General features: G+C 41.6%; 19 protein-coding genes and 1 pseudogene. 13 read left to right on the plus strand and 7 right to left on the minus strand.

What is annotated here, in order from left to right; genetic code table 11:
• Positions 1-924: 924 nt before the first annotated feature.
• On the minus strand, positions 925-1725 hold the full coding sequence (gene pgeF / locus U2718_RS04095) for a peptidoglycan editing factor PgeF (RefSeq protein ID WP_341995337.1): 801 nt from the start codon (positions 1723-1725) through the stop codon (positions 925-927).
• A 50-nt stretch (positions 1726-1775) separates the two neighbouring features.
• Between pgeF and U2718_RS04100 the strand changes: the two genes are divergently transcribed.
• Positions 1776-2615, plus strand: a complete 840-nt coding sequence (locus U2718_RS04100) for a biotin--[acetyl-CoA-carboxylase] ligase (RefSeq protein ID WP_341995340.1) — start codon at positions 1776-1778, stop codon at positions 2613-2615.
• A gap of 89 nt (positions 2616-2704) precedes the next feature.
• On the plus strand, positions 2705-4312 hold the full coding sequence (locus tag U2718_RS04105) for a peptidoglycan DD-metalloendopeptidase family protein (RefSeq protein ID WP_341995344.1): 1608 nt from the start codon (positions 2705-2707) through the stop codon (positions 4310-4312).
• Positions 4313-4465: 153 nt separating this feature from the next.
• On the opposite strand, the gene U2718_RS04110 is transcribed toward U2718_RS04105, so the two are convergent.
• Entirely contained in the window at positions 4466-5146 is a 681-nt protein-coding gene (locus U2718_RS04110) for a riboflavin synthase (RefSeq protein ID WP_341995347.1), read from the minus strand.
• Between the two features lie 340 nt (positions 5147-5486).
• Between U2718_RS04110 and U2718_RS04115 the strand changes: the two genes are divergently transcribed.
• The 3 genes from U2718_RS04115 (at position 5487) to U2718_RS04125 (ending at position 8856) form a co-directional block, all read left to right on the plus strand.
• Positions 5487-5984 carry a bifunctional nuclease family protein gene (locus tag U2718_RS04115; protein WP_289791375.1) on the plus strand — a complete coding sequence of 166 codons (498 nt, stop codon included), beginning with the start codon at positions 5487-5489 and terminating at the stop codon, positions 5982-5984.
• A 78-nt stretch (positions 5985-6062) separates the two neighbouring features.
• The gene (locus tag U2718_RS04120) at positions 6063-7196 is read left to right on the plus strand and encodes an aldo/keto reductase (RefSeq protein ID WP_341995349.1); all 1134 of its coding nucleotides are present in this window, start codon (positions 6063-6065) and stop codon (positions 7194-7196) included.
• Between the two features lie 70 nt (positions 7197-7266).
• A complete protein-coding gene (locus U2718_RS04125) occupies positions 7267-8856 on the plus strand; it encodes an NCS2 family permease (RefSeq protein ID WP_341995351.1) in 1590 nt (529 codons plus the stop codon).
• Between the two features lie 672 nt (positions 8857-9528).
• Here the strand turns inward: U2718_RS04125 and U2718_RS04130 are convergent.
• From U2718_RS04130 to U2718_RS04145, 4 genes are all read right to left on the minus strand, one after another.
• Positions 9529-11763 (minus strand): TolC family protein, encoded by a 2235-nt coding sequence (locus U2718_RS04130; RefSeq protein WP_341995352.1) that lies wholly within the window; start codon positions 11761-11763, stop codon positions 9529-9531.
• Positions 11764-11829: 66 nt separating this feature from the next.
• A complete protein-coding gene (gene kaiC / locus U2718_RS04135; protein ID WP_341995353.1) occupies positions 11830-13398 on the minus strand; it encodes a circadian clock protein KaiC in 1569 nt (522 codons plus the stop codon).
• Positions 13399-13482: 84 nt separating this feature from the next.
• Positions 13483-13800: a circadian clock protein KaiB gene (kaiB, locus tag U2718_RS04140; RefSeq protein WP_026087735.1), complete on the minus strand. Its 318-nt coding sequence runs from the start codon at positions 13798-13800 to the stop codon at positions 13483-13485.
• Between the two features lie 169 nt (positions 13801-13969).
• Complete coding sequence (locus tag U2718_RS04145; RefSeq protein WP_341995356.1) at positions 13970-14275, minus strand: circadian clock protein KaiA; 306 nt, start codon at positions 14273-14275, stop codon at positions 13970-13972.
• Positions 14276-15437: 1162 nt separating this feature from the next.
• Between U2718_RS04145 and U2718_RS04150 the strand changes: the two genes are divergently transcribed.
• The 6 genes and pseudogenes from U2718_RS04150 to U2718_RS04175 all read left to right on the plus strand — a co-directional run bounded on the left by U2718_RS04150 (position 15438) and on the right by U2718_RS04175 (position 21892).
• Positions 15438-18938, plus strand: coding sequence for an ATP-binding protein (locus tag U2718_RS04150; RefSeq protein WP_341995730.1), 3501 nt, complete (start codon positions 15438-15440; stop codon positions 18936-18938).
• Between the two features lie 131 nt (positions 18939-19069).
• The gene (locus U2718_RS04155) at positions 19070-19552 is read left to right on the plus strand and encodes a phosphate-starvation-inducible PsiE family protein (protein ID WP_341995358.1); all 483 of its coding nucleotides are present in this window, start codon (positions 19070-19072) and stop codon (positions 19550-19552) included.
• Positions 19553-19887: 335 nt separating this feature from the next.
• Positions 19888-20307, plus strand: coding sequence for a nitrogen fixation protein NifX (gene nifX, locus U2718_RS04160; protein ID WP_341995360.1), 420 nt, complete (start codon positions 19888-19890; stop codon positions 20305-20307).
• Positions 20308-20367: 60 nt separating this feature from the next.
• The gene (locus U2718_RS04165; protein ID WP_411813223.1) at positions 20368-20508 is read left to right on the plus strand and encodes a hypothetical protein; all 141 of its coding nucleotides are present in this window, start codon (positions 20368-20370) and stop codon (positions 20506-20508) included.
• Between the two features lie 84 nt (positions 20509-20592).
• Positions 20593-21435, plus strand: a pseudogene (locus U2718_RS04170) (homocitrate synthase); the annotation flags it as partial.
• A gap of 121 nt (positions 21436-21556) precedes the next feature.
• The gene (locus U2718_RS04175; protein ID WP_341995362.1) at positions 21557-21892 is read left to right on the plus strand and encodes a DUF4870 domain-containing protein; all 336 of its coding nucleotides are present in this window, start codon (positions 21557-21559) and stop codon (positions 21890-21892) included.
• A 98-nt stretch (positions 21893-21990) separates the two neighbouring features.
• On the opposite strand, the gene hisD is transcribed toward U2718_RS04175, so the two are convergent.
• Entirely contained in the window at positions 21991-23277 is a 1287-nt protein-coding gene (gene hisD / locus U2718_RS04180) for a histidinol dehydrogenase (RefSeq protein WP_341995364.1), read from the minus strand.
• 1178 nt (positions 23278-24455) lie between these two features.
• On the opposite strand from hisD, the gene U2718_RS04185 reads away from it, so the two are divergent.
• On the plus strand, positions 24456-25292 hold the full coding sequence (locus U2718_RS04185) for a sulfite exporter TauE/SafE family protein (RefSeq protein ID WP_341995367.1): 837 nt from the start codon (positions 24456-24458) through the stop codon (positions 25290-25292).
• A gap of 90 nt (positions 25293-25382) precedes the next feature.
• A complete protein-coding gene (locus tag U2718_RS04190) occupies positions 25383-25925 on the plus strand; it encodes a DUF1634 domain-containing protein (RefSeq protein WP_341995732.1) in 543 nt (180 codons plus the stop codon).
• Positions 25926-26017 lie beyond the last annotated feature (92 nt).

A 26017-nucleotide genomic window follows, 5' to 3' on the forward strand; every position in this document is an offset into this window, starting at 1 on the left:
GCTTTTCAATAGTTGGTTTGGTCTTATATTTCGCAACATTATGTATGATGTGCATCTAATCACAGCAACAGATGTAGATTTAAGATTTTTTTTAGATTTGTATTTTTGTGCCGTAACTATATAGAAAATCAATAAGAAATTTATAAGAATTTTCTAATAATTTTCTAAGAATAGACAGTTTTATCAAAAATGCGTAGACGCAAAGCGGCTCTTCGGGAGACATCGCCTCATATAAAAACGTGAGATACTTATTTTTCAGCATTAACAACTGTAGTAATACCCAGTACACCAGGCAATACAAGTTTGCAATAAATATATTGGTTAATCTTTGAATTTACATATTAAATTACTCCAAATAAATACAGAATTTGGATTGCGAAAGAATTAATGGATTATCAACGTTTATTAATTAATTTTTGCGATTTTCACAAATTGGTTTCAGCAAGAATTCTTATGAAGCTATTAATTTCAAATGTGAATGACCATTTGAAATTAATATAGTTATCTAACTATTACTTTGAATCTAGCATCTATCCTAAGACTGATTTATTAGTATCCTTAAAATCTCATATTTTGTAATTTTTCACTTTTTACTCTAGATTATCAAACCTTACAGATATTTGGAAAATACAATACTTTTGATAGATGCTTTATTAATAATTTTATGAGTTGAGTATAAAAATAAATATAGTTTTAATGAAATATGTAAGAGATTATTTATGAAGATATATAAATATCAAGAGTTCGATTGTTCAGAATAAAAACAGGATTATTATCAGGTTTTTAGTTTAAATTTTTACCTTACACTGATGACAAACTACTGTAAGATTTAAGATTGGGTAACAATTTACGTGTAATAATTGAGTGTTTAGAGCCTACAGGCAAGGGGACAGGTAAAATACCCATCCCATAATAAAATTATTCTCAACGATTAGAAGTAATGCTAACAATTCCCGACCACTGAACTTTTTTAAGATTGTCACGACGATAGGAAAAGAAATGCTCTGGAGCTTGGTAGGTACAGTAAGGAGCGATCGCTATTTGTTCTATATTGATGCCTAGATTTTCTAGCTGCAAGAAATTTACTTGTCGGACATCCACCCGCACTTTTGTAGGATCAGGATCGGGGAGTAAAGGAGATTTGGGTAGCTCTTGTAATGCTTCAACAATAACGGTTTCGTCTTCATCGGAGATAATACTAGCTCCGATTTGGGCTGCAACTTGCGTAGATACTTGGTAAACTTCCCCTGTGATCGCAGGCCCCATCGCTATTCGTAAATCTGTGAGCTTACTGCCTTGTGTTTGGAGGCGAGCAATCGCCTGCGGCACAATCTTTGCTGCTGTACCTCGCCATCCGGCGTGTACTGCTGCTACCTGACCAGTCTTTTCATCGGCAATGAGCACAGGTGTACAATCAGCAGATGCTACCCACACAGCTTGTAGCGGTTCTTCGCTGATTAAACCATCCGCAGCTGCCAACGCAGAATTATCTTCTTGTTCATCACCACTCGATAGCTGACTAGAAATTTCTGAAGGCGTCAGAACAGTATTGCCATGCACCTGCTTCAAGCGATATCCTGAAGCATCTGGATGTAGTACCACAGTTAACTCTTCTGGAGAGCGAGGCCAAAACTTTTGGGTAAAAAAGCCGTGTGGCCAAGCTTCTAGAAGACTACAAGTCAGATAAGACATTCCTTCCCAAGTGCGCCAGTACCAAGTATGCATCTTCCACTCAGTCTCAAAACAACATCAAAAAGCAATCAATTCATGCTAACTTGAACAAGCAAATTTGGGTAAACCCTGTGGGATTGAATCAGCAACAGCTAGAAGCAGCCCTGAGAGCAGGGCGAAAAAATACTTATTTACCATTCTGTTTCTCTTTAGTGGAGTCAGTCGCCTCAACAAACCAAACCCTCTGGAAGTTGCTAGATGAAGGAGCACAACCAGGATGTGCAGTCATTGCCACTCAGCAAACTGCTGGACGGGGACAATGGGGACGGCAGTGGGCTTCCGCACCAGGAGGATTATATCTTTCGCTATTGTTAGCTCCGAATCTAGAAGCCGACAAAAGTTATCAATTAACTTTTGCTACTGCTTGGGGTATATCTTACCAATTGCGAGAATCTGGTATTAATGTTGGAATTAAATGGCCTAATGATTTGGTTATCAATCAGCGCAAGCTGGGCGGTATTTTAACGGAAACGAAAGTCAACCAAGGGCTAATCACGCACAGCGTCGTCGGCGTTGGCATTAACTGGACTAATCCAGTGCCAGAAACCGGAATTAATGTGGAAATGTGGCAAGCTGCCAAAGATCCCAAACCAATTTCCAGTCTGGAAATGCTCGCTGCCAAAGTTTTATTGGGAATAGAATGTGGTATACAGTGCCTTTTTGAAGAAGGAGTAAATATATTATTGGCTCGCTATTTAGAGTTGCTTGCAAATGTGGGCGATCACATTTGTGTCAACGATTTAACAGGCACTGTTGTTGGTGTAACATCTACCGGGGAACTTCGTGTCCGTTTGCAAACATCTGAATCCCTAACAGTAATAACACCAGAAATTTGTCTTCAGCCCGGTACAATCAGTCTGGGCTATAGCAAAGCCTCTGGTTAACTCTCTAGCTTGTCCAAAATTTTAAATTTGGGCTAAGAAAATACTGAGATGATCATTTTAGGCTAACTACACACAACATCAGAGAACCAATGAAGCAGCGTCATAACTCTGTCCACAATCGCTTGCACCACTTATGGCAGTGCACTCTGCCAGCTCAGAGTCTCTGTTTGGTTGGCAGCTTCAGCCTTGTCAGTAGTGGTTTGGCGTTTGCTCAAACCGATTCAGCTATTGACAACATTGTGCCTACAGTTGAAAATTCCCAACCAGCAGCGGGAAATACCGTCAAAAAAGAAACGGTTGAGCAGACAATCATAGCTTCAGAAGCAGCTAAACCGCAGCCAGAATTTTCCCAACGCCGAAACAGACTTAAACACAGACTGAAAAAGGTAGAGATTTCTCAACCAAGCGAAACAGTCAAACCAGCGTCTGGAGTTGGTGTGAGAACATTCAAAACTGGAGTAACAGTTTCTCAACCTGCAACATCTACGAAAATTTTTGCACCCCAAACTACTATTGTCCGAGAGCAAAAACCCAAAGTAGAATTTGCCGCTCCTGTTGCACCTCGTTCTATACCCAAACAACTGCCAACAGTTGCCCAACCTTCAAACGACTCCCCAGGCATCGCCAGTTGGGCGACAGCAAAACCCAAAGATTACAATAACGCTTACATCGATCCCACTGATTACAATCGAAATACTACGTCTAAGTATGACGCACCCAGTAGCGTAGTAGTTATAGAACGGGCAAGTGGTTGTCAAGCCGTTTTAGCAAGAGGAATTTCTAGTCTTAATTGTGCCAAAACAGCAGGCACTTCTGTTGCCAATGGCCAAAAAGTTACACCAGCCTGGTTAAACAAAAGTCAAAATACTCGGATAGCAGCGGTTCCAGCGGTACAGCGCGTTGTTGCTACTAATGCAGGCAACAGTGGATTGCGTGCTCCACGGGTAATTTCTAAGCTTGTTGCTAATACTGGATGGCGTTCTAACCAAACAGTTCCTGCTAATGCTGGCAAGAATGTTTATCAATCGAATCGCTTTATTCCGAATCCCAGCGACTTTACTCCTACAACAACAGTTAGTTCTGTGCCAATCGCACCGAGTGGTGGTGCTTTGCCAGCCCCTGTTACAGCTGATAACCTTGCACCACGCCCCAGTGTAGTAGCCTACAATATCCCATTGGCAACAACATTGCCACGTATTGCCTTTAGTGGTGTTTATGGTCGTGGCATCGCCTACAACCCTTCAGGATTAATCTTTCCCCTGAGTGTTCCTGCACCAATTACCTCATTGTTTGGTTGGCGAAATCATCCCATTAGTGGCGATCGCCGTTTTCATGCTGGTATGGACATAGGTGCAGCGATGGGAACACCCATTTTAGCAGCATACTCCGGTCAAGTAGAAGCTGCTGGCTGGCAGGGTGGTTATGGCTTAACCGTTGTCATGAGCCACAATAACGCTCAACAGACACTTTACGGTCATATGTCAGAAATCTTTGTTCAACCCGGACAAAGGGTAGAACAGGGAACTGTAATTGGAAGGGTAGGTAGTACAGGTAATTCTACAGGCCCCCACCTACATTTTGAAGTGCGTCAACTCACACCCCAAGGATGGGTTGCAGTTGATCCAGGCATACAATTACAGTTTGCTCTCAATCAACTAGTAAATACCTTACAAACAGCACGGGTAACTAGGGACTAGGAAGAGGACACGGAGACACGGAGACGCAGTGAAAGAGGACAAGGGGAGGGGGAGACAAGGAGACAAGGGGCAAGAACGTGAATCACGATTTTCCGTGTCCCCTGTCCCCTGTCCCCTGTCCCCTGTCCCCTGTCCCCTTTCCCCTATTCCCTTTCACAAATACCCATGCTCTGCAAGAAAAATAGGCGTGATTTGCTCGTGATTGGTAACTGTAGAGTCTTGATGCTCTCTTTTGCCCATGACAAGGAATTTTTCTACATATTTGCCCAGAATATCCCCTTCTAAATTTACCCAATTGCCTGGGGCTAGATAGCAAAGATTGGTCTCGGCATAGGTAAGAGGAATAACCGCTACTTTAAACTGAGAAATTTCTGGCTCGTAATTGGCGACTGTGAGGCTAATACCATTAATGGCTATACTGCCTTTAGGGACTATATAGCGAGCGATCGCATCGGGAGCACTAAAAGTCATTTCCCAAGACGTTGCTGTTTGTTCTGCGGCAATCATACGCCCTATACCGTCTACGTGTCCCATCACAAAATGACCGCCGATTTTACTACCTACTCGTAGGGAAGTTTCTAAATTAACATATTTGGGTTCTGCTTGTTCTATTCCCAAGGTTGTACGACGTAAGGTTTCCGGTGAAGCAGTGGCGATAAAACCGCCCTTGAGAACTTCTTCTACAGTTAAGCAAACGCCATCTACTGCTACGCTGTCACCATAAGCTAAATCTTGCATAACTAAATCAGATGATTGGCTGATGCAAGTTATTTGCCAAGAATCCCCTCCCAGGGGAATTATAGTTCCTAATGCTTGAATTATTCCTGTAAACACGGCTTTTTAGTCAATTTAATTCTATTTATTGCGTAATTTGGACTAAAATCAACTGGTAATTTTCCCAAGTATCCTTGTTTTTAAAGTATATTTTCTGACTCAATTTTGTATAAAGATTTCAACACATTTACAGCAATTACAAGGCATACTTGGATCAGTAGATTATTGCGGAACCAAACTAATTTAACTTACTCTGGTATTCGCAACCATTTGGGAGTTTAATAGAAGCAATTATAGAGAAAAAAGAACTATGTTTGTTATTGTCCCAATCTTGCCCAACCAAGGGTATGATTTGTTACAAATGCTCTCTAGCGCTCAAAAGATTGTAGAGGCTTAGCCAATGATTGAAATGAAAGTCGCTGGCATAGCATTAGATGCCATAACTCGCAGCCCAATTGTACTTTTGAAAGATGCTTCAGATCGCCGTGCTTTACCTATTTACATAGGTCAAGAACAGGCTAGGGCAATCATGAGCGCACTGGAGAATCAAAAGCCTCCAAGACCTTTAACTCACGACTTGCTCGTGAATATTCTAGAAGCGTGGAATATGACTCTAGAACGCGTTATTATTCATTCCCTACAAAAGGATACATTTTATGCAGTTTTGATTCTTAAACAAGGGGAAGTCAAAAAAGAAATTGATGCCCGTCCTAGCGATGCAATCGCTGTTGCTCTCCGTACAAATACGCCTATTTGGGTAATGGAAGAAGTAATTGCTGATGCTTCTATTCCCGTAGATAGAGATGCAGATGAAGCCGAGCAACAAGCTTTTCGTGAATTTATCTCTAATCTTCGTCCTGAGGATTTAATCAAACGCTTTGGCAATGGTGAGTCTTAGAAAAGTTATTGGTCATTAGTCATTGGTCATTGGTAAAAGACAAATGACAAAGGGCAAATGACATAAGGACAATTGAAGATGCGATACCGACGCTTTGGGAAAACACAGCTGCGTCTTTCAGTGTTTTCCTTGGGAACAATGCGCTATTTGGCGACACCAGAGAACGTATGGCAAATCATCGAAAAAGCCATAGCGCTAGGGATTAATCATATAGAAACTGCCAGGGGTTACGGTAAAAGTGAGGAGTATTTAGGAGCGGCGATCGCTTTGGGATTGCCAGTACCTCGTTCGCAGCTTCACATTACTACCAAAATCTCGCCCACAGCAGATGCTGACACAATGCGTCGGTGCATCAATGAATCTCTAGAGAGATTGCACCTCGATTATCTTGATTGTTTGGGGATTCATGGCTTAAATACTTGGGAGCATCTCGATTGGGTAAAAGCTAAAGGCGGCTGTATGCAAGCAGTTAAAGAAGCTATTACTGAAGGCCGTGTACGACACGTTGGCTTTTCCACCCACGGTTCCCTAGACTTGATTTTAGCAGCCATAGGTACAGATTTATTTGAGTTTGTCAATCTGCATTATTACTATTTTTTCCAGCGCAATTTACCAGCAATTCAACTAGCAACACAAAAGGATATGGGCGTGTTTATCATCTCTCCTGCCGATAAAGGCGGACGCTTGTACACACCTTCCCAAAGTCTAGTTGAATTGTGTTATCCTTTTTCACCCCTAGAATTAAATTATCGATTTTTACTGAGTGATTCCCGTATTACTACCCTAAGTGTAGGGCCAGCAACTCCAGAAGAATTGACTGAACCCTTGGCTATTAGCGATCGCGATGGGGAGTTAACGCTTGAGGAGATTACTGTTTTAGAAAGACTAGAAAATCATAAAAACATAACCTTAGGTACTGATAAATGTAGCCAGTGTTATGAATGCTTGCCCTGCCCGGAAAATATTAATATTCCAGAAGTGTTGCGACTGCGGAATTTGGCAGTGGCTTATGATATGACCGAATACGGACAATATCGCTACGGAATGTTTGAAAATGCCGGTCATTGGTTTCCAGGCATGAAGGCAAATCGTTGTACAGAATGCGGTGACTGCTTGCCAAAGTGTCCGGAAAAGTTAGACATTCCTGCCTTGCTAGAGGATACCCATGAAAGGTTAAAAGGGCGAAGTGGTAGGCGATTGTGGGGTAATTAATATCCTGTAATACTATTGCTGGTATTCTGAAAGCGGCAAGATTACTGCAAGTAAATGTCAGAGTAAAACAATGGAAATTGCTACAACCAAATTCCCCCGTTGGTTCGTTCGCAGAGATATTGATGGTTTCTTTGGGCTAGCGCTCGATAATTTAATTCAAATTTTGTTAATTGTCAGTTTGTGTCAAGGAGTACTGGGCTTTTCTGTTTCGTTAGTCTATGGGCGTATCTTACCAGGAATTGCTTTAAGTTTGATTGTCGGCAACTTTTATTACGCTTGGCTAGCAAAAGAGCAAGGAAAGCGCGAACAGCGAGAAGATATTACTGCCCTGCCCTATGGTATTAACACCGTTAGCCTTTTTGCCTATATTTTTCTGGTGATGCTACCAGTGAGACTGGCAGCAATTTCTGGTGGCGCATCAAATGAACAAGCCGCTGAATTAGCTTGGCAGGCAGGATTGGTGGCTTGCTTTGGTTCTGGTTTGATTGAATTGGCTGGGGCTTGGGTTGGCGATCCTCTCCGGCGTCTTGCTCCCCGTGCAGCACTACTTTCTACTTTGGGCGGTATTGCCATTACTTTTATTGCCATTGGTTTTTTATTTCGTACCTTTGCCAATCCGGTGGTAGGTTTAGTACCTCTAGGTGTAATTTTGCTAACTTATTTTGGGCAAGTGCGATTTAGCATTCCTGGCGGGTTGTTGGCTGTTGTGTTGGGAATTGCCTTGGCTTGGGGAACAGGTTTGTTGAGTTGGGATAATGCCAAGTTTGCCACCGCCCTACAACCGATTGGATTTTATCTACCAAGCTTGTGGCTAGGGAAACTGTGGAGCAGTCGTTCAATCTTGATCGAGTATTTCAGCATTATTTTACCAATGGGGTTGTTTAACCTGATTGGCAGTCTCCAGAATTTAGAAAGTGCGGAAGCTGCGGGCGATGTTTATCCTGCTACTCCTTCTTTAGCGGCAAATGGCATCGGCACATTAGTAGCTGCTATTTGTGGTTCTTGTTTTCCAACCACCATTTATATTGGTCATCCTGGCTGGAAAGCTTTAGGGGCAAGAGTCGGTTACTCTGTTCTTAATGGCATCATCATGGGCTTGCTCTGCCTAACTGGAACTGTAGCAATATTGGCTTACTTTGTTCCAATTGAAGCGGGGATGGCAATTGTATTGTGGATCGGGATTGTGATTGTAGCCCAAAGTTTTACAGCGACTCCACCCCATCATGCACCTGCTGTAGTTGTTGGTTTATTACCAGGAATTGCAGGTTGGGGTGCTTTAATTGCTAAAAATGCGCTGCGGGCAGCGGGTTTGGGTACACCGGAAAAACCTTTAACAACTGCTTTGATTGAGCAGTTTAAGTTGAGCGATACCTATATCGATGGGGCTTTTGCTCTCGAACAAGGGTTTATTTTTTCAGCTATGATTTTAGCTGGTATCACAGTCTACATTATCGAGCGAAAATTTCGCCATGCTGCTTATTGGTCTGTTTTTGCTGCTGTTATTTCCTGGATTGGATTAATGCATAGTTATCGCTGGACTGTTGCAGATACAGTTGTAAATTTAGGCTGGGGAACTGGAACACCTTGGGCAGTTGGTTATATTTTGCTGGCGATTCTCTTTTTCTATGTCGATTGGCAAGAAAGACGTAAGAGTTCGTAGCAAATTAAAGTAGGAAAAACTCTGCGTACCTCCACGCTTCCTAGCGTTCCTACCCTACGGGAAGGCGTTCGCGTTTGCGATTCAGCGCCTAATGTGTTTAAAAACCTGCAATTTTATGCAAAGCTGTACTTATACCAATTCTCTAAAATCTGGCAACACATTCAAGCCTTGAAACCCACAGCATATCTGACTTTCTAAATAAACGTGAGTCTCCAACGGAGGCGCACGTTTAATTAACCTGCTCGAAACAGTAGAAATTGACTCCGAACATTGAGCAGGTGATCGTGTCTGCACGATTTTGCGATCGCCAACATTTTGTATAAATTTATAATTATTAGCCAAGTAAAAGCACTAATTAAACTATGATGCAACTTGCCTTTGAGCAGACTGGATAAAAGTCTGACAAACGCTAGAGCATCTTTGTTCAAGTGGTAAAAATTGAGTTAAAAGTAATTTGTCATGTGTTAGTTGTTGCCCACAAACACACGAGTGATTGTCAGTAGAAGGTAGAGGAGCAGTAAACTACTAACAACTAACCACTGTACGAGAGGCAGCGCGCCCTTGCAAGTTAAGCGCGTTGTAGCGACTGCCGTGCGGGTTTATAAAGATAAATTGTCGCTTTTAACCGTTCATATAATCAACAAAACCCGCCCCTACGAACTACTAACCAACCTAACGCAATGCTCTGGTAGTAACAGCTCTTTGTAAATTAGCCAAAGCGCGGTTGTAATCCAAAATTGCGACTACACGATTACCTTCAGCAGTAGTTAAATCAGTTTCAGCGGCAATGACATCGGTTTGGGTTCCCACGCCTGCTTGAAAGCGCAAACGGGCTAAACGGAGAGCTTCTCTAGCTTGATCTAATGCGGCATTGGCAGTTTGCACATTCTCCAGGTTAGCTTGCAAATTCGAGTAGGCTTGTTCTACGTCAAAGCGAGTTTGATCGCGCTGTTGAGCAAATTGAGTTTCAGCAATCCGGATATTAGCTCTTTCTTGAGCTGCTCTGGCTCTGGCTGCTCCTCCATCAAATAAATTTAGGTTTGCCCGCAGTCCGATCGAGTAGCCATCGGTAACGCTAATACTATCATCAAACTGATCTAGCAGATTATAGCTAGCAACTACACTCACTTGTGGCCCTAACTCTGAAAGAGCCAAACGTCGTCTCTGTTCGCTAATATTGCGTTGTGCCAAAAACTGTTGCAGTTCCGGACGATTTTGAAAGGCGAGTACAATACTTTCTTCCAATGTTGAATTCCAAAGACCTGCTAAGTTAACTGGATCTGCTGCACTAATATTAATCGATCCAGGGATACTCAAGCGAGTTGATAATTGGCTGCTAGTAATTCGTTGTTGAGAAAGCGCTCTTGTCAAGTTCTGTTGGGAATTTGCTAAATTGACTTGCGCTCGCAGTACATCAAACCGCGTACCTACTCCAGCTCGTTCTAACGCCTGGGCATCCCGTAAGCTCGCTTCGGCATTTGTGACAGCAGCTTGCTGAATCCGCACATTTTCATCTGCTTGTTGCAAGTCGTAGTAATTAGTTGTAACATCTAGGCGGATTTGTTCAGACAAGCGCTCTACATCTAATTGCTGGAAGCGTACCTGCTCCTCAGCAGCGTTAATATTAGCTTGTCGTCTCCCCGAAGTGTAAATATCGTAAGTAAATTGTGCTGTACCATTAAAGGATGAAGAAGGTTCATCTTGGGATGGACTGCGTAATTCAGGTGGTACACCAGCTTCAGCTTGGGTTGTTCGTTCAGTCTGTAATTGACCGCTAGCAGACTGCTGACGACCAATTTCAGCGCTTAATCCCAAATTAGGATACAAAGCAGCTTGTGCTTCTCGCAGACTAGCTCGCGCCCGTTGTAGCTCTAGTAAAGACACTTGTAGCTCCCGATTGTTGCGCCGAGCCAATTCTATTGCTTGCTCTAAGCTGATTGGTTGCGTTCCCCTGGTTCTCACTTCCTCTATTTCAGTCGGATACTGTAGAGGATTGGGATTGGGATTGAGATAATCAGGAATTGGTTGTGGAGTTTTAGGTGCTGCAGGAGTAGTTGGCGCACTCGGAGTAGGAGGAGTTACTGGTGCAGGAGTGGTTGGCGCACTTGGAGGTGCTTGCGAGACTAATTGTGTCACGAATGGTTTTTGTGAACAGCCAACGGGGTTCAAAGTAGAAGCTTGGTGTTGACAATTCTGCACTTCTAGCAGTTTTGCCGCTCTCGCATTACTAACATTACCTTGTAAAAATCTTGACAATGACATACCAGGATTTTTCTTAGCAATTCGTTCCGGAAATGGAAGTTTAGATAAACTTTTGTCTGGAACAGAACTTACTCTTAAGGTAGTATCAGAAACAACTTTTTTCTGCGCTCGCCTCAGTGCGAGTGCTTCACGCAGTCTCTGTCCATTATCTTTACCTGTGTCCCTGGAACTAGCACGGGCATTTGGCTTAACTTTGGGAACTGGAATACTCACGGATGTTTTGGCAGGGCGCTTGGGTGTGCTAGCAAGCTTACCCAACCTAGCTCCAGATGGGTTGCTAGGCTGTATTTGGTTCCCTGACAGATACTTGGCAGGCAAGGTAGCGCTCAAGCTAAAAATTGCTGCCTTCTCATTTCCGGATATTCGTTCTACTGGAATACCAGTTTTTCCAGTGACTACAACTCCCAGATTTTGACTGCTGGGTGCTGATAGGCGATCGCTAATAGCAAATAGTTGTTTATCTAAATCTAAATTATTTGCTTTCGTCAGCCAACTGCCACTACCGATGGTGGAAGTTGAAACACTTGGAGGGACAACCTGCTGTAACCCACTGGCTTTCGCCGTTTCAGCCCAAGTGGGTTGGGTTGTTAATACAGCTGCTGTCACACCAGGCAAGAAACTATAGAAAATTTGCTGTCCTTTCACCGCATCCCCTCACACGACAATTAAGCGGCTTCAAACCGTTGATCACCACAGAACTATAGCACTATGCTAACTGGAGGTTCCGGAACTATCTTTGTCTTGAAAACTTTTGACTATACGAGATAGTTCGGCTTTTTCATCGATATTAACGCGGGTAGGTGCTCCACTGACAATTCTTTCATAATTACGGAAAGAATCTTTAATTTCTGGCCCATCAGCCGTAATATTGTACTCCCGAATACCCTTGTCATGCCAAGAGCCGCGCATTTTGAATACATTGATTGCTCGTGCCATTTCCCCACGAATTTCCACATATTGCAACATCAAAATTGTGTCAGTAATCGTAGAGATATGGGAATCGGTAATCGAATGTGATCCCATAAATTGATCTGTTGTATTGGTAAAAAAGCCTGTAATTTCTTCTTGCTTGGCGTAACCAGTGACACCAATCACAAATTGCCGGAATGCATTATTGCTCACACCCCGCGCTAAGGCAGAAAGCGAATCAATCGCAATTCGGGCTGGCTTAAATTCAGCAATCTCTGACTTAATAATTTGTAGATGATCCTCTAAACCAGTTGATTCAGGATAAGTACAAATAATTTTGAGCAAACCTTGACGTTCTAAATCTTCAAAATCAATTCCCCAAGAGTAAGCGTTGCGTGATAATTGGGCGCGTGATTCTTCATAGGCAAAAAGTATTGCCCGTTCACCATTATTGCAGCCATCTTGTAAAAATTTGCTGACGAGTAATGTCTTGCCGGTACCTGTGGCTCCTGTCGCTAAAATTATCGAATCTTTAAAAAAGCCTCCACCACACATCTCGTCCAAAGTCTTCACCCCAGAAGATACTCGCACATTTGAGGATCTTTGAGTCAAGCGCATTGCTCCCAGGGGAAAGATATTAACTCCTTCGTTAGTGATTGTGAAGGGATACTCGCCCTTCATGTGCGTTGTACCGCGCAATTTGAGAATTTCCATTGTGCGGCGACGGCGTTCTCCTTCTAAGACATTGCGAACGATTACCACATTATCGGATACAAATTCTTCTACCCCAAAACAGGCAACAGGCCCGTATTCTTCTGTGCGTTCTGTGGTAATAATGGTGGTAACGTTTAATTGTTTGAGTCTTGCTACCAAACGAAAAATCTCTCGCCGCACTACTCCTACTGCTTCATACTGCTGGAATACTGCTGTAATTGAGTCGATCGAAACTCGTTTGGCTTTGTACTTGCGAATTGCATACTGCAAACGCTCGATTAGTGCCGAAAGGTCGAAGTTGCCAACAATGTCTTGCCCTTCAGGGTCAGGAGACGCGTCGAGAATAAACAACTTCCCTTCGTCGATCAGACGTTGCAAGTCCCACCCAAAAATATGAGCGTTCTTAATGATATCATGGGGAGACTCTTCAAAAGTAACGAATACCCCTGGGTCATCAAAATAGCTGATACCGTTGTATAGAAACTGGAGAGAAAATAAAGTTTTGCCAGTTCCAGAGGTACCGCTGACTAGGGTTGTTCTGCCTACAGGTAATCCGCCATGACTAATATCGTCAAAGCCTTCGATCATTGTACGAATTTTCTCTACACCCTCAAGTAACGGTGTGTGATTTTTCTCTGGTTGGTCGTTTTCTCTCATTTTTGTGGACTGTTACAAATGGGAATTCAACCCAGTTATTATATTAATGAAATTTGAAGTATAGTTTGAGCTATTTATAATAGCTTATTCTTGGAATTGTTCTTCTTCAGACAGTTCTTCATAGAGTAAATCTAATCCAATTAGTACTCTTTCTCGATCTGATAGATCACCGATAATTTTCCGAACGGGTGGAGGTAAGATTTTTGATAATGTGGGTGTAGCTAGGATCTTATCTTCCTCGGCTAATTGTGGGCTTTTGAGCACATCGATCACCTTGAGAGCATAAATGCCTTGAAATTCCTGGTCTAATATATTCTTGAGTGTCTTTAATGCCCTGACAGAGTTGGGGGTGTTCCCTGCTACATAAAGCTTGAGAACATAAGTCTTTCTTACCTTATTCATATCGATTGTACAGGCTGGAGATAAAGTTGTAACAAGATGATATTATCGGCAATTTTGTCATAAAGATGTCTATAACATTAGATATCAAAAAATAATGTTTTTGGCTCTATACTTGTTTTCTACTTCAATTTATTTGAATAAACACTCACCTATATCGAGTATATGCAGGCTATTTAGGAAGCGATCGCCTATATAGTTCACACAGATGAGCTAAGATATCGATTAATGTCAAACGATAGTCAAGCAAGGTTTCGTCGCTCCGTCCCTCTAACTTGAGATGTTTGGAAAACTCGTCAATTAGCTCCATATGAATTTCTATAATTTGCGGCACAGGAATATTAGCACAAAATACTGCATTGATAAATTTATCAATTTTTTCTTGCAAATTTTTGTCTGTGGTAAAGTAATTTATGAGAATCTCACGGTAGTCCGATTTGATTTGCTCTAAAAATGCCTGGTGATCGGCTTTTGTCATTTGTTGAAATGTTTACTGCTGTTCTGACTGATGACATCTAGCTACATACAAAATGTGAAGGAGAAAAATTTTTACTCAATGTTTGTTGGCAACCACTTCAGCACACGATCCCATTGGAAAATTTGTAGTGATAGCAACATCTTGAATGCAAAATTTAGGATTTGCTAAGTGAATTTTTCAACTGAATCTCCAAGCAAAGCCTACTTAATGATTAAAGAGCTAAGTAGTGTTGGCTTGAATAATCTCTATGGAGAACACACAACATAGCATTTATATATTTTAAACAGAGTTAGCTCGACCACCTCCTTCGCTCTAGGCGACTTAAAGTAGTAAAAAGGTATTTAAATAAATCTAGACACCACTTCATCCAGTCGAAGCAGGTGTGAGAGTAAAAGTGTAAAGTTATCTAAAGCAACTAGCTTTAATAACAAATTGTAAACTAAATATTAACAAATATGACCCTCTTGTTCAGCATAAGCATTTAGTCGGTCTTTGAGGAGGTATTTGGACGTAAAGAAAAATGCTTATTTAGGGTACTCGCGTTGGAATTTGTGTAGATAGGAGTCTACCTGCTAACACAAATTGCAGTCCGGATGCTAAATTCGCTAATTACTCTCTAGTTAAGAGCTGCATATCTATCTAAATATATATTTTTACTTTGTCTCCTTGATAAGATACTTAAACGAAGTTAAATGTTTGTCGCATTCTAAATCATTATAATTCCTAAAGGTTCTAAAACGAATATTTAGAGCCATAATTGGTTTAGCTGTCGCTATCTTAAAGAAGAGTTTTAACACCAGAAAAACACTGGTGAACAGGAGGCTCTCGTTGTGGCGGTAATTACCGTTAGTTGGAAACACTTTGTTAAAAAGTAGCTTTCCAATCGAACCCTTAGGGAAATTCCCACGGGGTAAGATAACTTAGCCTCTAGAAATTTGAAGCGGTAAAGCCAAATGCCGTTGCTAAAAAAACTTGCTTGTTGCAATCAGCATAATTTATGAAGGTAAATTTTGTTTTAAGTGTTGCAAATGTGACAACTATCACCTAAGTCTTGCATAATTTGAGGATATTAGGTTGAGGCGCTAAAGACCATACACCATACTGGCAGCTTGGTAATGCTGGATGCTTCCGCAGGAAGAAAGACCCCTGAAGCCCTATGTCAATGCTAAAGTACCCGCTTTATGAATTTATCGCCACTGCGCCCAGCTGCGTAGAGACTACTGCTTTAAAAATGGTGCTGGGCATTTTTGAGCAAGAGCAGTGCGATCACTTAGTAGTTTTAAATGAGCAACAATGCCCAATTGGGTTAGTTTATTCTGGGCGTTTGCTCACCACACTTTTAGCAGCAAATAAAGCAGAGCACGAAGGTGGTGGGTTGATCGACTTGCAGGAGCCCCTTGCCAAATGCCACTCAACCCTTGTTGAACCAGTCAAAACATTACCAGCTACATGGAGTATCGAGCAATTGAACTGGTTTGTGCGATCGCAACAAAACCAGAATCACACTAACTTAGATTGGGTACTAGTTGACTCAAAGGGCAAGTTTTTAGGATTAGTAGATAGTTTGCGTCTGCTGAAATTCTTAGCCAAGCAGAAAGTAAAAGTTCAGCCACAGGAAAGTAAACCTTCTCACCTCCACTCTGGTGCAGACAACAGCACCAAAGATTCTTCCTGGATGGCTTCCCCCAAAGTAAAATCTCGTCGCCGCAAGCTAGCAACAGATCGAGCTACTCTGCCAGAAGTCGTAGGTGCGCCTGCGATGGTAGAAGAAAAATCAACAGTAATGGAATCGCAAGCACCATTACACCAACCACTAGTACAGTTGTTGGAAAGGTTACCTTGGCCTTTGATGTTACAAACTGGTAATGGTGAAGTAGTCACACAAAATCCAGCCTGGTGGCAGCAATTGGGAGTGTTAAAAGATCCAGAAGGAGTGAGGCAGCAGGTAGAAGCAATACTTACCCCCACAGTTGTGAAAAAACCTGAATACCCAACTACTAAAGTAGTAAATAGTATAAGTGTTCAGAGGAATGACAGTTGCTATCAAGCACAGCCTACACCCATCCAAGTTCTGGCATCAGAAAATGACTTATTAAATGACAACACGGTAACATTACCAACAGGAGTGCCACTGCGATCAAAATTAACTACACCAGAGCCAAATCCCTTTCCCAATCTACCTGCACAACCATCTACTCTGCGAGAAGCCGCAGATACATCAACAACAAATCGCTGCTTTCTGGATAGCCAGCAGGGTACTTGTACCTGTGTTGTAGAAGTGCAAAATGGACAAGAGCGAGTTTGGCAATTCGCCAAAATTCCCCTAGATAGCCCTGATTTGAAAACTAAAAGTTCTGAATCAGGCATGGTGACAAGTACTGACTTATGGCTGATGCTGGCGACAGATGTGACTGAACAGCAACAACTCAGCAAAGAACTAGCAGCAAAAAATGCTGATTTAATTCAACTTAATCGCTTAAAAGATGAATTTTTAGCCTGTATTAGTCATGAATTAAAGACTCCTCTCACCGCAGTTTTAGGATTATCACGATTGCTAGTAGATCAGCAATTGGGAAAACTCAACGAAAGGCAAGCGCGTTATGCTGGGCTAATTCATCAAAGCGGGCGTCATCTGATGAGCGTGGTTAATGATATCTTAGACTTGACCCGCATGGAAAGCGGACAGATGGAGTTAATGCTGGCAGGTGTCAGCATTCGGACAGTGTGCGATCGCGCCCTATCAGAAGCCAAAGCGATGCATACTCAAAACCGCAAAACTACAATTGCTTCCCCAGCACCAACAGTTGTAAAAGAACACCAATTTACCCTCTCGATTGAACCAGGTTTAGAGGAAATTGTCGCAGACGAATTTCGCCTCCGCCAGATGTTAGTACATCTGCTTTCCAATGCCTTTAAATTTACCGAAACAGGAGGCGATATTGGAGTCAGGGTAAATCGGTGGGAAGGTTGGATTGCCTTTACTGTTTGGGATACGGGTATTGGTATTCCCGAACACCAACAACATTTAATCTTTCAGAAATTCCAACAATTAGAAAATCCCCTCACCCGTCAGTTTGAAGGTACTGGTTTGGGATTGGTATTAACTAGGGCTTTGGCTCGTCTCCACGGTGGTGATGTTAGCTTCTTATCTCGTGAAGGACAAGGTAGTCAGTTTACTTTATTATTACCACCGACTCCTCCACACAAAATTGGAGCAGGAGAAGACAGCCATGAAATTGCCACAGAAAGTAGTTATTATTCGCCCCCGTCTTTAAACTCACTTGCCCCCACCTCCAATTCCCATTCATTAGTTTCAACTTCTCCAACCAATCGCAACAGTTTGGTTTTGATTGTGGAGGCAGTAGCCCGGTATATAGAAGACTTAACCGAACTACTAACAGCTTTGGGCTACCGAGTTGTAATTGCGCGATCGGGATGTGAGGCAGTAGAAAAAGCGCGCCGCCTACAACCAAAAGCGATATTTCTCAATCCGTTACTACCTTTGCTATCGGGTTGGGATGTACTCACCTTACTAAAATCTGATGTTGCAACTCGCAGCATTCCTGTGATTGTGACGGCAACAGCAGCCGAAAAAGAACAAGCATTTGCCAATCGTGCTGATGGCTTTCTCAGTTTGCCGGTACAGCATCAAGTGTTGGCACCGCTGTTGGAAAGTTTATGTGCTATCCCAGAACCAAAGCTGCAAAATGCAATTAAAGAAACTACCGTTGAACACACGCCACTGCGAATTCTAAGATTAGTTAACCATCAAGGAGATACTTTAAATTTACACCCATTTTTACAGCAGCACCGGGTGATAGAAGTAGATGACATTGAACAGGCAGAACTTTTGGCTAGAGTTTGGCAATTTGATGTAGTGTTACTAGATGCAGAAATGCCAACAGCAGAAGCCTGCTTGCAAAAACTTAAAGCGAATCCTCGTTTGGCGTCACTACCGCTAGTAACCTGTGATGTAGCTACTACCCAGGCAGCTTCTCAAGTGACTGGATTATCCGTGTTTCCTTGCTTAACACAGAACAACACAGACAACAGTAATAACGACAAGCAAGTAGACGCTTTGTTATCAGTGTTGCAAATCGCAGCTAGTATATGCTGTCCTCCCAGTATTTTAGTAGTGGATTTAGCAATCTTGCCTGATTTACCAGACGCCAAATACAAGCGGGGAGCAAGAGCGGATGGTGTTCGTTGTGCCAAAAGTACTTCCTTAGGAGAGCTAACTGTAGACGAAAATACTCCTTTTCCTAGCCAAAATCTGAAATCGTCAACTATCTCTCGTGGTTCGGAATGGTTCCAAGCTTTGATTCAATATTTGCAAACCGCTGGGCTGAAAGCGGCGATCGGGCGTTCTTGGGCAGAACTGTTACAACAACTCCGTCACGAAAGCGTTGACTTATTGCTGATTTGCCTGAGAGAAACGAAGATGCCAAAAGAAGTCTTCTCAGCACTTAGGGCATTGGAGCAATTACCTTTTCAGTTGCCACCAGTTTTGGTACTCGATCAGCGACGAAATCCAGACATCTGCCACGAAGGTTCTCTAGAAAATGTAGTGGGTGCGATCGCAAGCGAAATTCTCCCCCGCTCAATCTCTATGGAAGATTTATTAAAGCATATCAATCAAGCTTTAAGTGTCAAAGTTGAGTAGGGACAGGGTATAGGGAATAGGGGACAGCTAAATTTCAAATCATCAAGCAAAATTAGTTTCAAGAGAAACTAATTTTAAATTTTGAATTACTTATCATGGATCTGGACGAATCGAGAAAGTCCGGAGATACCATGCCAAAACGGCTGATTCTAGGGTTACATAGTTGGTTTCAGCGAGATAGAATTGTCAGTAATCTTGTCATTTTTCAAGATATTATTGTTATCTCTCTCTGCCTTGGTTTATTCTGTGTGATGCTGATCCGATTGGTAGATATGTTTTTCTCCCTTTTGCATCCATTGGATTTAAGGCAAGTAACATCTGATATCTTGTTTATTTTGATTCTAGTAGAGTTATTTCGCTTGTTAATTGATTATTTACAAGAACAGCAAATCTCTGTAGTTGCAGCAGTAGAAATTACCATTGTTTCTGCCTTAAGAGAAGTAATTTTACGTGGAGTACTTGAAATTTCCCGTGACCAAATTTTTGGAATCTCTGTATTTTTAATAGTATTAGGAGTTATTTTAATTGCGATACCTTGGATGTCTCGATTTTTTGAACACGTCAAAATTCCTCATTCTGAAATTACTGAAGATCCTACCCAATTATCATCATAGATGTTGTTTATATTACTCTAAAGGTATCAAAATATTTTTATGTCTTTGTCTGTAATACTTTTCTAAGTAACTGTAAAAAGGAATAAAATTTCTAGCTGTATAAAATTACTGTTCATTCAGTAATAAGCCAATTATATTAACTTTTAGCTTGATAATTAATGCTAAGAGAAACGAAAATTTTTGTGGTAGTTATCACCACAGAATAAATTGAGCCTAAGATTAAAAGTAGAATCTTAGAGCAACTACCCATTAGAGGAGTTCTTATTCGGGAATCTGGCTGTTGTAAATGCTGATGTACTGCTCATAACTCCTAATTATGGGAGAGGAGAATAAAGATGAAAATCGCTTTCGCAACAACTGATCGAGTTAATGTAGATGCTCACTTTGGCTGGGCGCAGGAAATTGATGTTTATGAAATCTCAGCATCTGGATATAATTTTGTGGAAACCCTCAAGTTTGATGATAAATCCAAGAAAGTAGAAGTAGAAACTAAGCAAGACGAAAGTACAATAAAAACAAACAAAGATAGTGAAAGTGATGACAAAGTAGCAGCTAAACTTGAGGCACTAGCTGACTGTGCTATTGTTTATGTAGCGTCTATAGGAGGTATTCCTGCTGCTAAATTAATTAAACAAGGAGTGATGCCAGTACGACCACATTCTGAGCAGGAAGATATTGCTTTTATTCTCAATAAATTAGTACAAACTTTGCAAGGTAATCCGCCTCCGTGGTTGCGTAAAGCTCTACAAAAATAATCGAAATAAGTAATTAGTCATCAGTCATTTGTCATTAGTCGTTTGTGTGACAAATGGCTAATGATGAGCGCAACTAAAAAATATGCAACGCCAGACGCACATTACTACTCACCTTTACTGCTGAAAAATCTTGCTCGGATCTATAAGGAGCATCAGATTGAAACAGCCAGAGGCTTTAACCTGGTAACGAGAGTTTACTGACTTTGCCTAGCGGCTGTTGGTAGGAGTCTTGATGTGAATGGAACAAAGACAGAACGCAGAGAATATATAAGGGACATTTGAGTAATGAATCAAGTTCTAATTAACGATACAACTCTGCGTGATGGCGAACAAGCAGCTGGCGTTGTCTTTAATCTAGATGAAAAAGTGGCGATCGCGTCTCTTCTCGATGCGATCGGCATTCACGAGTTAGAAGTCGGAATTGCAGCGATGGGTGGGGAAGAGCAGCGAGCCATAGCCACCATTTGTAATCTGGGTTTGCGAACCCAATTGCTTGGCTGGAATCGTGCCGTAGTTTCAGATATTCAAGCTTCTATTGCTTGTGGTTTGCAGCGAGTACATATTTCCATTCCTGTTTCAGAAATCCAAATTGCTGCTAAATTTCAGGGAAAGTGGCAACTAGTTTTACAAAAACTCAAAAGTAGTATCAGCTTTGCCTGCGATCAAGGGCTGTTTGTATCCGTTGGTGGAGAAGATTCTTCTAGAGCTGATGAAAATTTTCTTCTAGATGTAGCGCTTTACGCCCAACAATGGGGTGCATCGCGGTTTCGCTTCTGCGATACGGTAGGTATTCTCGATCCTTTCACGACTTATGCAAAAGTGAAGCAATTGGCGATCGCATTATCGATACCAATCGAAATGCACACCCACAATGATTTCGGTATGGCAACTGCCAATGCCCTGGCTGGAATTAAAGCTGGAGCCTTATCAATAAATACAACGGTAAACGGCTTAGGTGAAAGAGCCGGCAATGCCGCATTGGAAGAAGTAGTCATGGCTCTTAAATGCATTCACAGTATGGATTTGGGTATTGAGACTCCTCGTTTGTTGGAAATATCTAAACTTGTGGCATCGGCATCAGGTTGCAGTGTGCCTGCTGGTAAAGCAATTGTTGGTGAAAATACGTTTAAATTTCTATCTCAATTTCTACAGCAACAATATCTTCTAGCAGAATGAGGGCAACCAAAATTTCACTAGTTAGGATTGGGGATGATAACAAAATTTTGAGTGATTAATTACTTAATTAATTATGGAAGATGAAACAAAACGCAAGCTTTTATCAGCACTATGTCATGGAGCAATATTTTTTAGCTCATTGGTTGTGTCTATAGGTATACCCATTGCCATTTTGTTAATCAGTAATGATTCTGTAATTAAAGCCAATGCCAGAGAATCCCTAAATTTTCACATTAATCTCTACGTTTATGGGATTATCTTTGGATTGCTGGCTTTTATTGCTATTGGTGTTCCATTACTGATTATATTGTGGATTGTGAGTTTAATCATGCCAATTATTGCCATCATCAAAGTCCTTAACGAACCTCAAGTAGCCTATCGCTATCCGTTTATTTTTCGCTTAGTTTAGTAGAAGCAAACAGTATAGTTTACACAGCCTTATTTTTAGCGATCGCTTCTATCTAACCAATTAAATAATGGCGGAGTTCGAGCGATCGCCGTGACAAGCTAAATCTCTTGCAACCGTATGGCTACACTACCCGCATGAGCAGGCAATCCTTCTGATTCTGCAAGGGTAATGGCTGCTTTACCTATGCTGTGCAAAGCTTGTTCATCACATTGCAAATAGGTAATTCGTTTGACAAAATCATAAACACTCAAGCCAGAGGCAAAACGGGCAGAACGTGCTGTAGGTAACACATGATTTGGCCCGCCTACGTAATCACCGATCGCTTCTGGAGTATGGCGTCCTAAAAACATACTGCCAGCACATTTAATCTGATTTGCTAGCAATTGGGGGTCGTCTACGCATAATTCTACATGCTCTGGTGCTAACTGATTGAGAAGCGGAATACTTTCTTCTAGATTGTTCACAATCATCACTGCACCATGCTTTTCCCAACTTGCGCTTGCCACTTCTTTGGTGGGCAAGTTAGCAAGAACTTCTTCAACAGCAGCTATTACCTTTTGAGCGAAGCTTTCCGAATCAGTAATCAAAATTGATTGAGCGCTGGGATCGTGTTCTGCTTGCGACAGTAAATCCCAAGCAATCCAGTCTGGATTATTCTTATTATCTGCTACCACTAGAATTTCTGAAGGCCCGGCAATACTATCAATGCCAACTCTACCAAAGACTTGTCGTTTAGCTTCAGCTACGTAAGCGTTACCAGGGCCGACAATTTTATCTACAGGAGCAACACTTTCTGTACCATAGGCTAGGGCTGCCACTGCTTGCGCCCCACCAATACTATATATTTCCGTAATGCCCGCAACTTGTGCAGCAGCCAGTACTACAGGATTAATCTCGCCACGCGGCATCGGTACTGTCATCACGATCCGCTCTACACCAGCAATCTTAGCAGGCAAAGCATTCATTAACAGAGAACTTGGATAGCTTGCCCGTCCACCAGGTACGTAAATTCCGACCGTCGGCAGTGCTACCCAGTTTAATCCCAACTTCACTCCTACTGCATCGGTATAAGCAATATTTTGAGGTAGCTGTTTTTCATGAAAAGTGGCAATTCTCTGGGCTGCTACTTTCAGTGCAGACTTGACATTAGTAGGACATTGGGCTGCTTGCTCGGCAATAAAAGTATCGCTCAAACGAAAGGACTGGGGATTGAAATGGTCAAAGCGGCTAGTATATTCTTTTACTGCTGCATCCCCGCGTACTCTGACATCAGCGATAATATCTCGTACTGTCCCACTGACATCAACCGTCGCTTCCCTTCGCTCATTCACAAATGCTTGGAATTTGGTAGAAAAATCTTGGTCGGTAGTTTTCAGTATTTGCATGGACAGTTTCTCAAACTAGGGGCGTTCTACTAGTGTAGTGGGTTGTGTTGCAAAAGAATGAAAACTCTGCTCTAACTATTCTCAAAGCCGCTTGCAGAATGTTCTGATTCAGATCATCATAACTTCCGATCATCCCAGATGAGTCAAATTAGCACAATTATCACTGAGGCGATCGCTATCTTTGCTACCACTATTCTGATTTTTCACAGCTAAATACTCATTTTTGCCATCAGCATATTTTCGTCAGTCAGTATCTTGGTTTTTTCACCATTATTATTGTCAGCTTTCCAGAATTTTTTGGTAGTTTAGTAGTAGCGATGACCTAGATAGGAATCTTAGGAATATTGCCAATTGTAATTTGAATTAAGAAATTACTGAATTAAGAAATAGAAAATATTGTAGGGTACATTAAAGCAGTGCGTACGCATCGCATAATTATGGTGCTTTATGGCTAGCTCTTACTCTCTTAAACTTTCAAATCCTTACATAGCCGTAACACACATACCCTACTGATTGTCAGGTATTATCAAATACATTTATATATTTAGTGAGAAATTTATATAAAAAATCTGAGTAAATCCGATGGGATTAGTGGTCATTGAAAATTATCAATAAAACCTAAAAAATATTTGCAATCGACTATTGATTATGAAAATTTCTTGAAATGGTATTTACTTTGTGGAGAAAAATGAAATAAGCTATTTGCACATTTAGAAAAAAATAGATGAAGTTGTGTCTATATAAATTTATTTATGTCTAAAAATCCTAATAAATTCACGCTCGATTTAGCGATATGAATACAAATGAACGTATCCACAAACGACGCAAAGTTTCTGACTAAGCCCCCTTCGGGGCGGGTGTAGGGGTGCAGGGGAGCCACTGCGGTGGACGGGTTTCCCGGCATAAAGCATGTGGCGTTGTAGGGGTGTAAAGCGATTAGCCCCGAAGAAAAGGATACAAGCCCCTGCTTTTAAGCATGGAGAAGAAAAGAAGATGTATTTCGAGATACGTAGTACGAGAAATACGGCGTCCTTGTTTCAAGCCCCTAAATTTATTTATGGGGTTCCCTTACACCCCTATACCCTTATCCCCTTACACCCCTAATTTTTGACTCGTTGCAACTCTTTGTAGTAACAATTTCATGCCTTTTGCCCCAATGAGATGAGGAGCTTTAATTTTTGAACATCCTAGAGTTTTCTTTATTAGTATGGCTGGGATCTTTCAGTGCAGGCTTTGTTGGGGCATTGACAGGCTTAGGAGGAGGAGTTGTTATTGTCCCTTTGCTAACTTCTGTATTTGGTGTTGATATTCGCTATGCTGTAGGCGCTTCACTCGTTTCTGTCATTGCTACAAGTGCTGGTGCAGCCTCGACTTATATTAAAAAGGGCTTTGCGAATTTACATTTGGGAATGTTTTTAGAAGTTGCAACAACTATTGGGGCGATCGCTGGTGCTTTAATTGCAACATTCGTGTCTGTCAAAGCATTAACTATTGTCTTGGTAATTGTTTTGCTTTACTCTGCTTATCTTTCAGGGCAACCTAAGCTAGAAAATCCACAAAACGACACAACCGATCCTCTCGCTGATTATCTCCAAATCAAAGGTACTTATCCGACACCTGAAGGTGTAATGTCTTACCAAGTTCATGCTGTGCCAGCGGGATTTGCCGTAATGTTGGTTGCTGGCATAATTTCTGGGTTACTCGGAATTGGTTCAGGAGCCTTTAAAGTTTTGGCAATGGATCAAATTATGCGTATTCCCTTCAAAGTTTCGACTACCACAAGCAATTTTATGATTGGTGTTACTGCCGCAGCATCAGCAGGAGTTTATCTTGCTCGTGGCTATATTGATCCAGGGCTATCTATGCCAGTGATGTTGGGAATATTACCTGGTGCATTTTTAGGAGCAAGAGTTCTAATTGGTGCAAAGACGAAGTTATTAAGAATTGTCTTTAGTTTGGTGTTGGTATCAATGGCTGCAAAAATGGTTTATCAAAATCTCGTTGGAGGAATTTAAACAATTCAAACTTTGAATATCCAAAAACAGCAGTGGTGGCAAGCAACTTGGCAGACTGCACTAGGTAATTGCTATTGGGAAAAGTTGAATATGTCTAAATTAAATTCTAATCAGTTGTCAACCTCTGTACAGTCAGATAGTCGAGTTATTACCTTACCATTGCAGCTACAAAATGCTAACTCTGATATAAATGCACTAACCAAGCCAAGTCTTGAAATCCCAGACATCAAAGTTGATACTGAAACTCAACAATTGCAAATTATACAGAATTCACAGCTACTCAGTATTTTATTGAGTAATCTGCTGAAATATGGTGTTTTGCTTGCTAGTAGTGTGGTTTTGTTGGGTGGCATACTCTATTTGTTACAACATGGGACTGAACCTGTTCATTATCAATTTTTTCACGGTGAACCATCAGAATTTCGTACTCCCACTGGTGTTGTAACAGCAGTTTTGTCTGGTAGTCGTCGTGGCATCATTCAGTTGGGATTGTTACTGCTGGTAGCTACGCCCATTTTGCGGGTGGTAGTTTCCCTATTAATTTTTATTAAACAACGCAACTGGATTTACGTAACAATTACCACCTTAGTGCTGACTGCTTTAATTTACAGTCTTGTAGGAGCTTACTATTAAGTGGTCGTGCAAAATAAATTATCTAGTTAGAAAAGGGAACGGGGAATAGGGAACAGGGAAAGAATACAGCTATTTCAGTCGTGTTGAAAAAT

The sequence above is a fragment of the Chlorogloeopsis sp. ULAP02 genome, assembly GCF_038404745.2.
Taxonomy (GTDB): Bacteria; Cyanobacteriota; Cyanobacteriia; order Cyanobacteriales; family Nostocaceae; genus Chlorogloeopsis.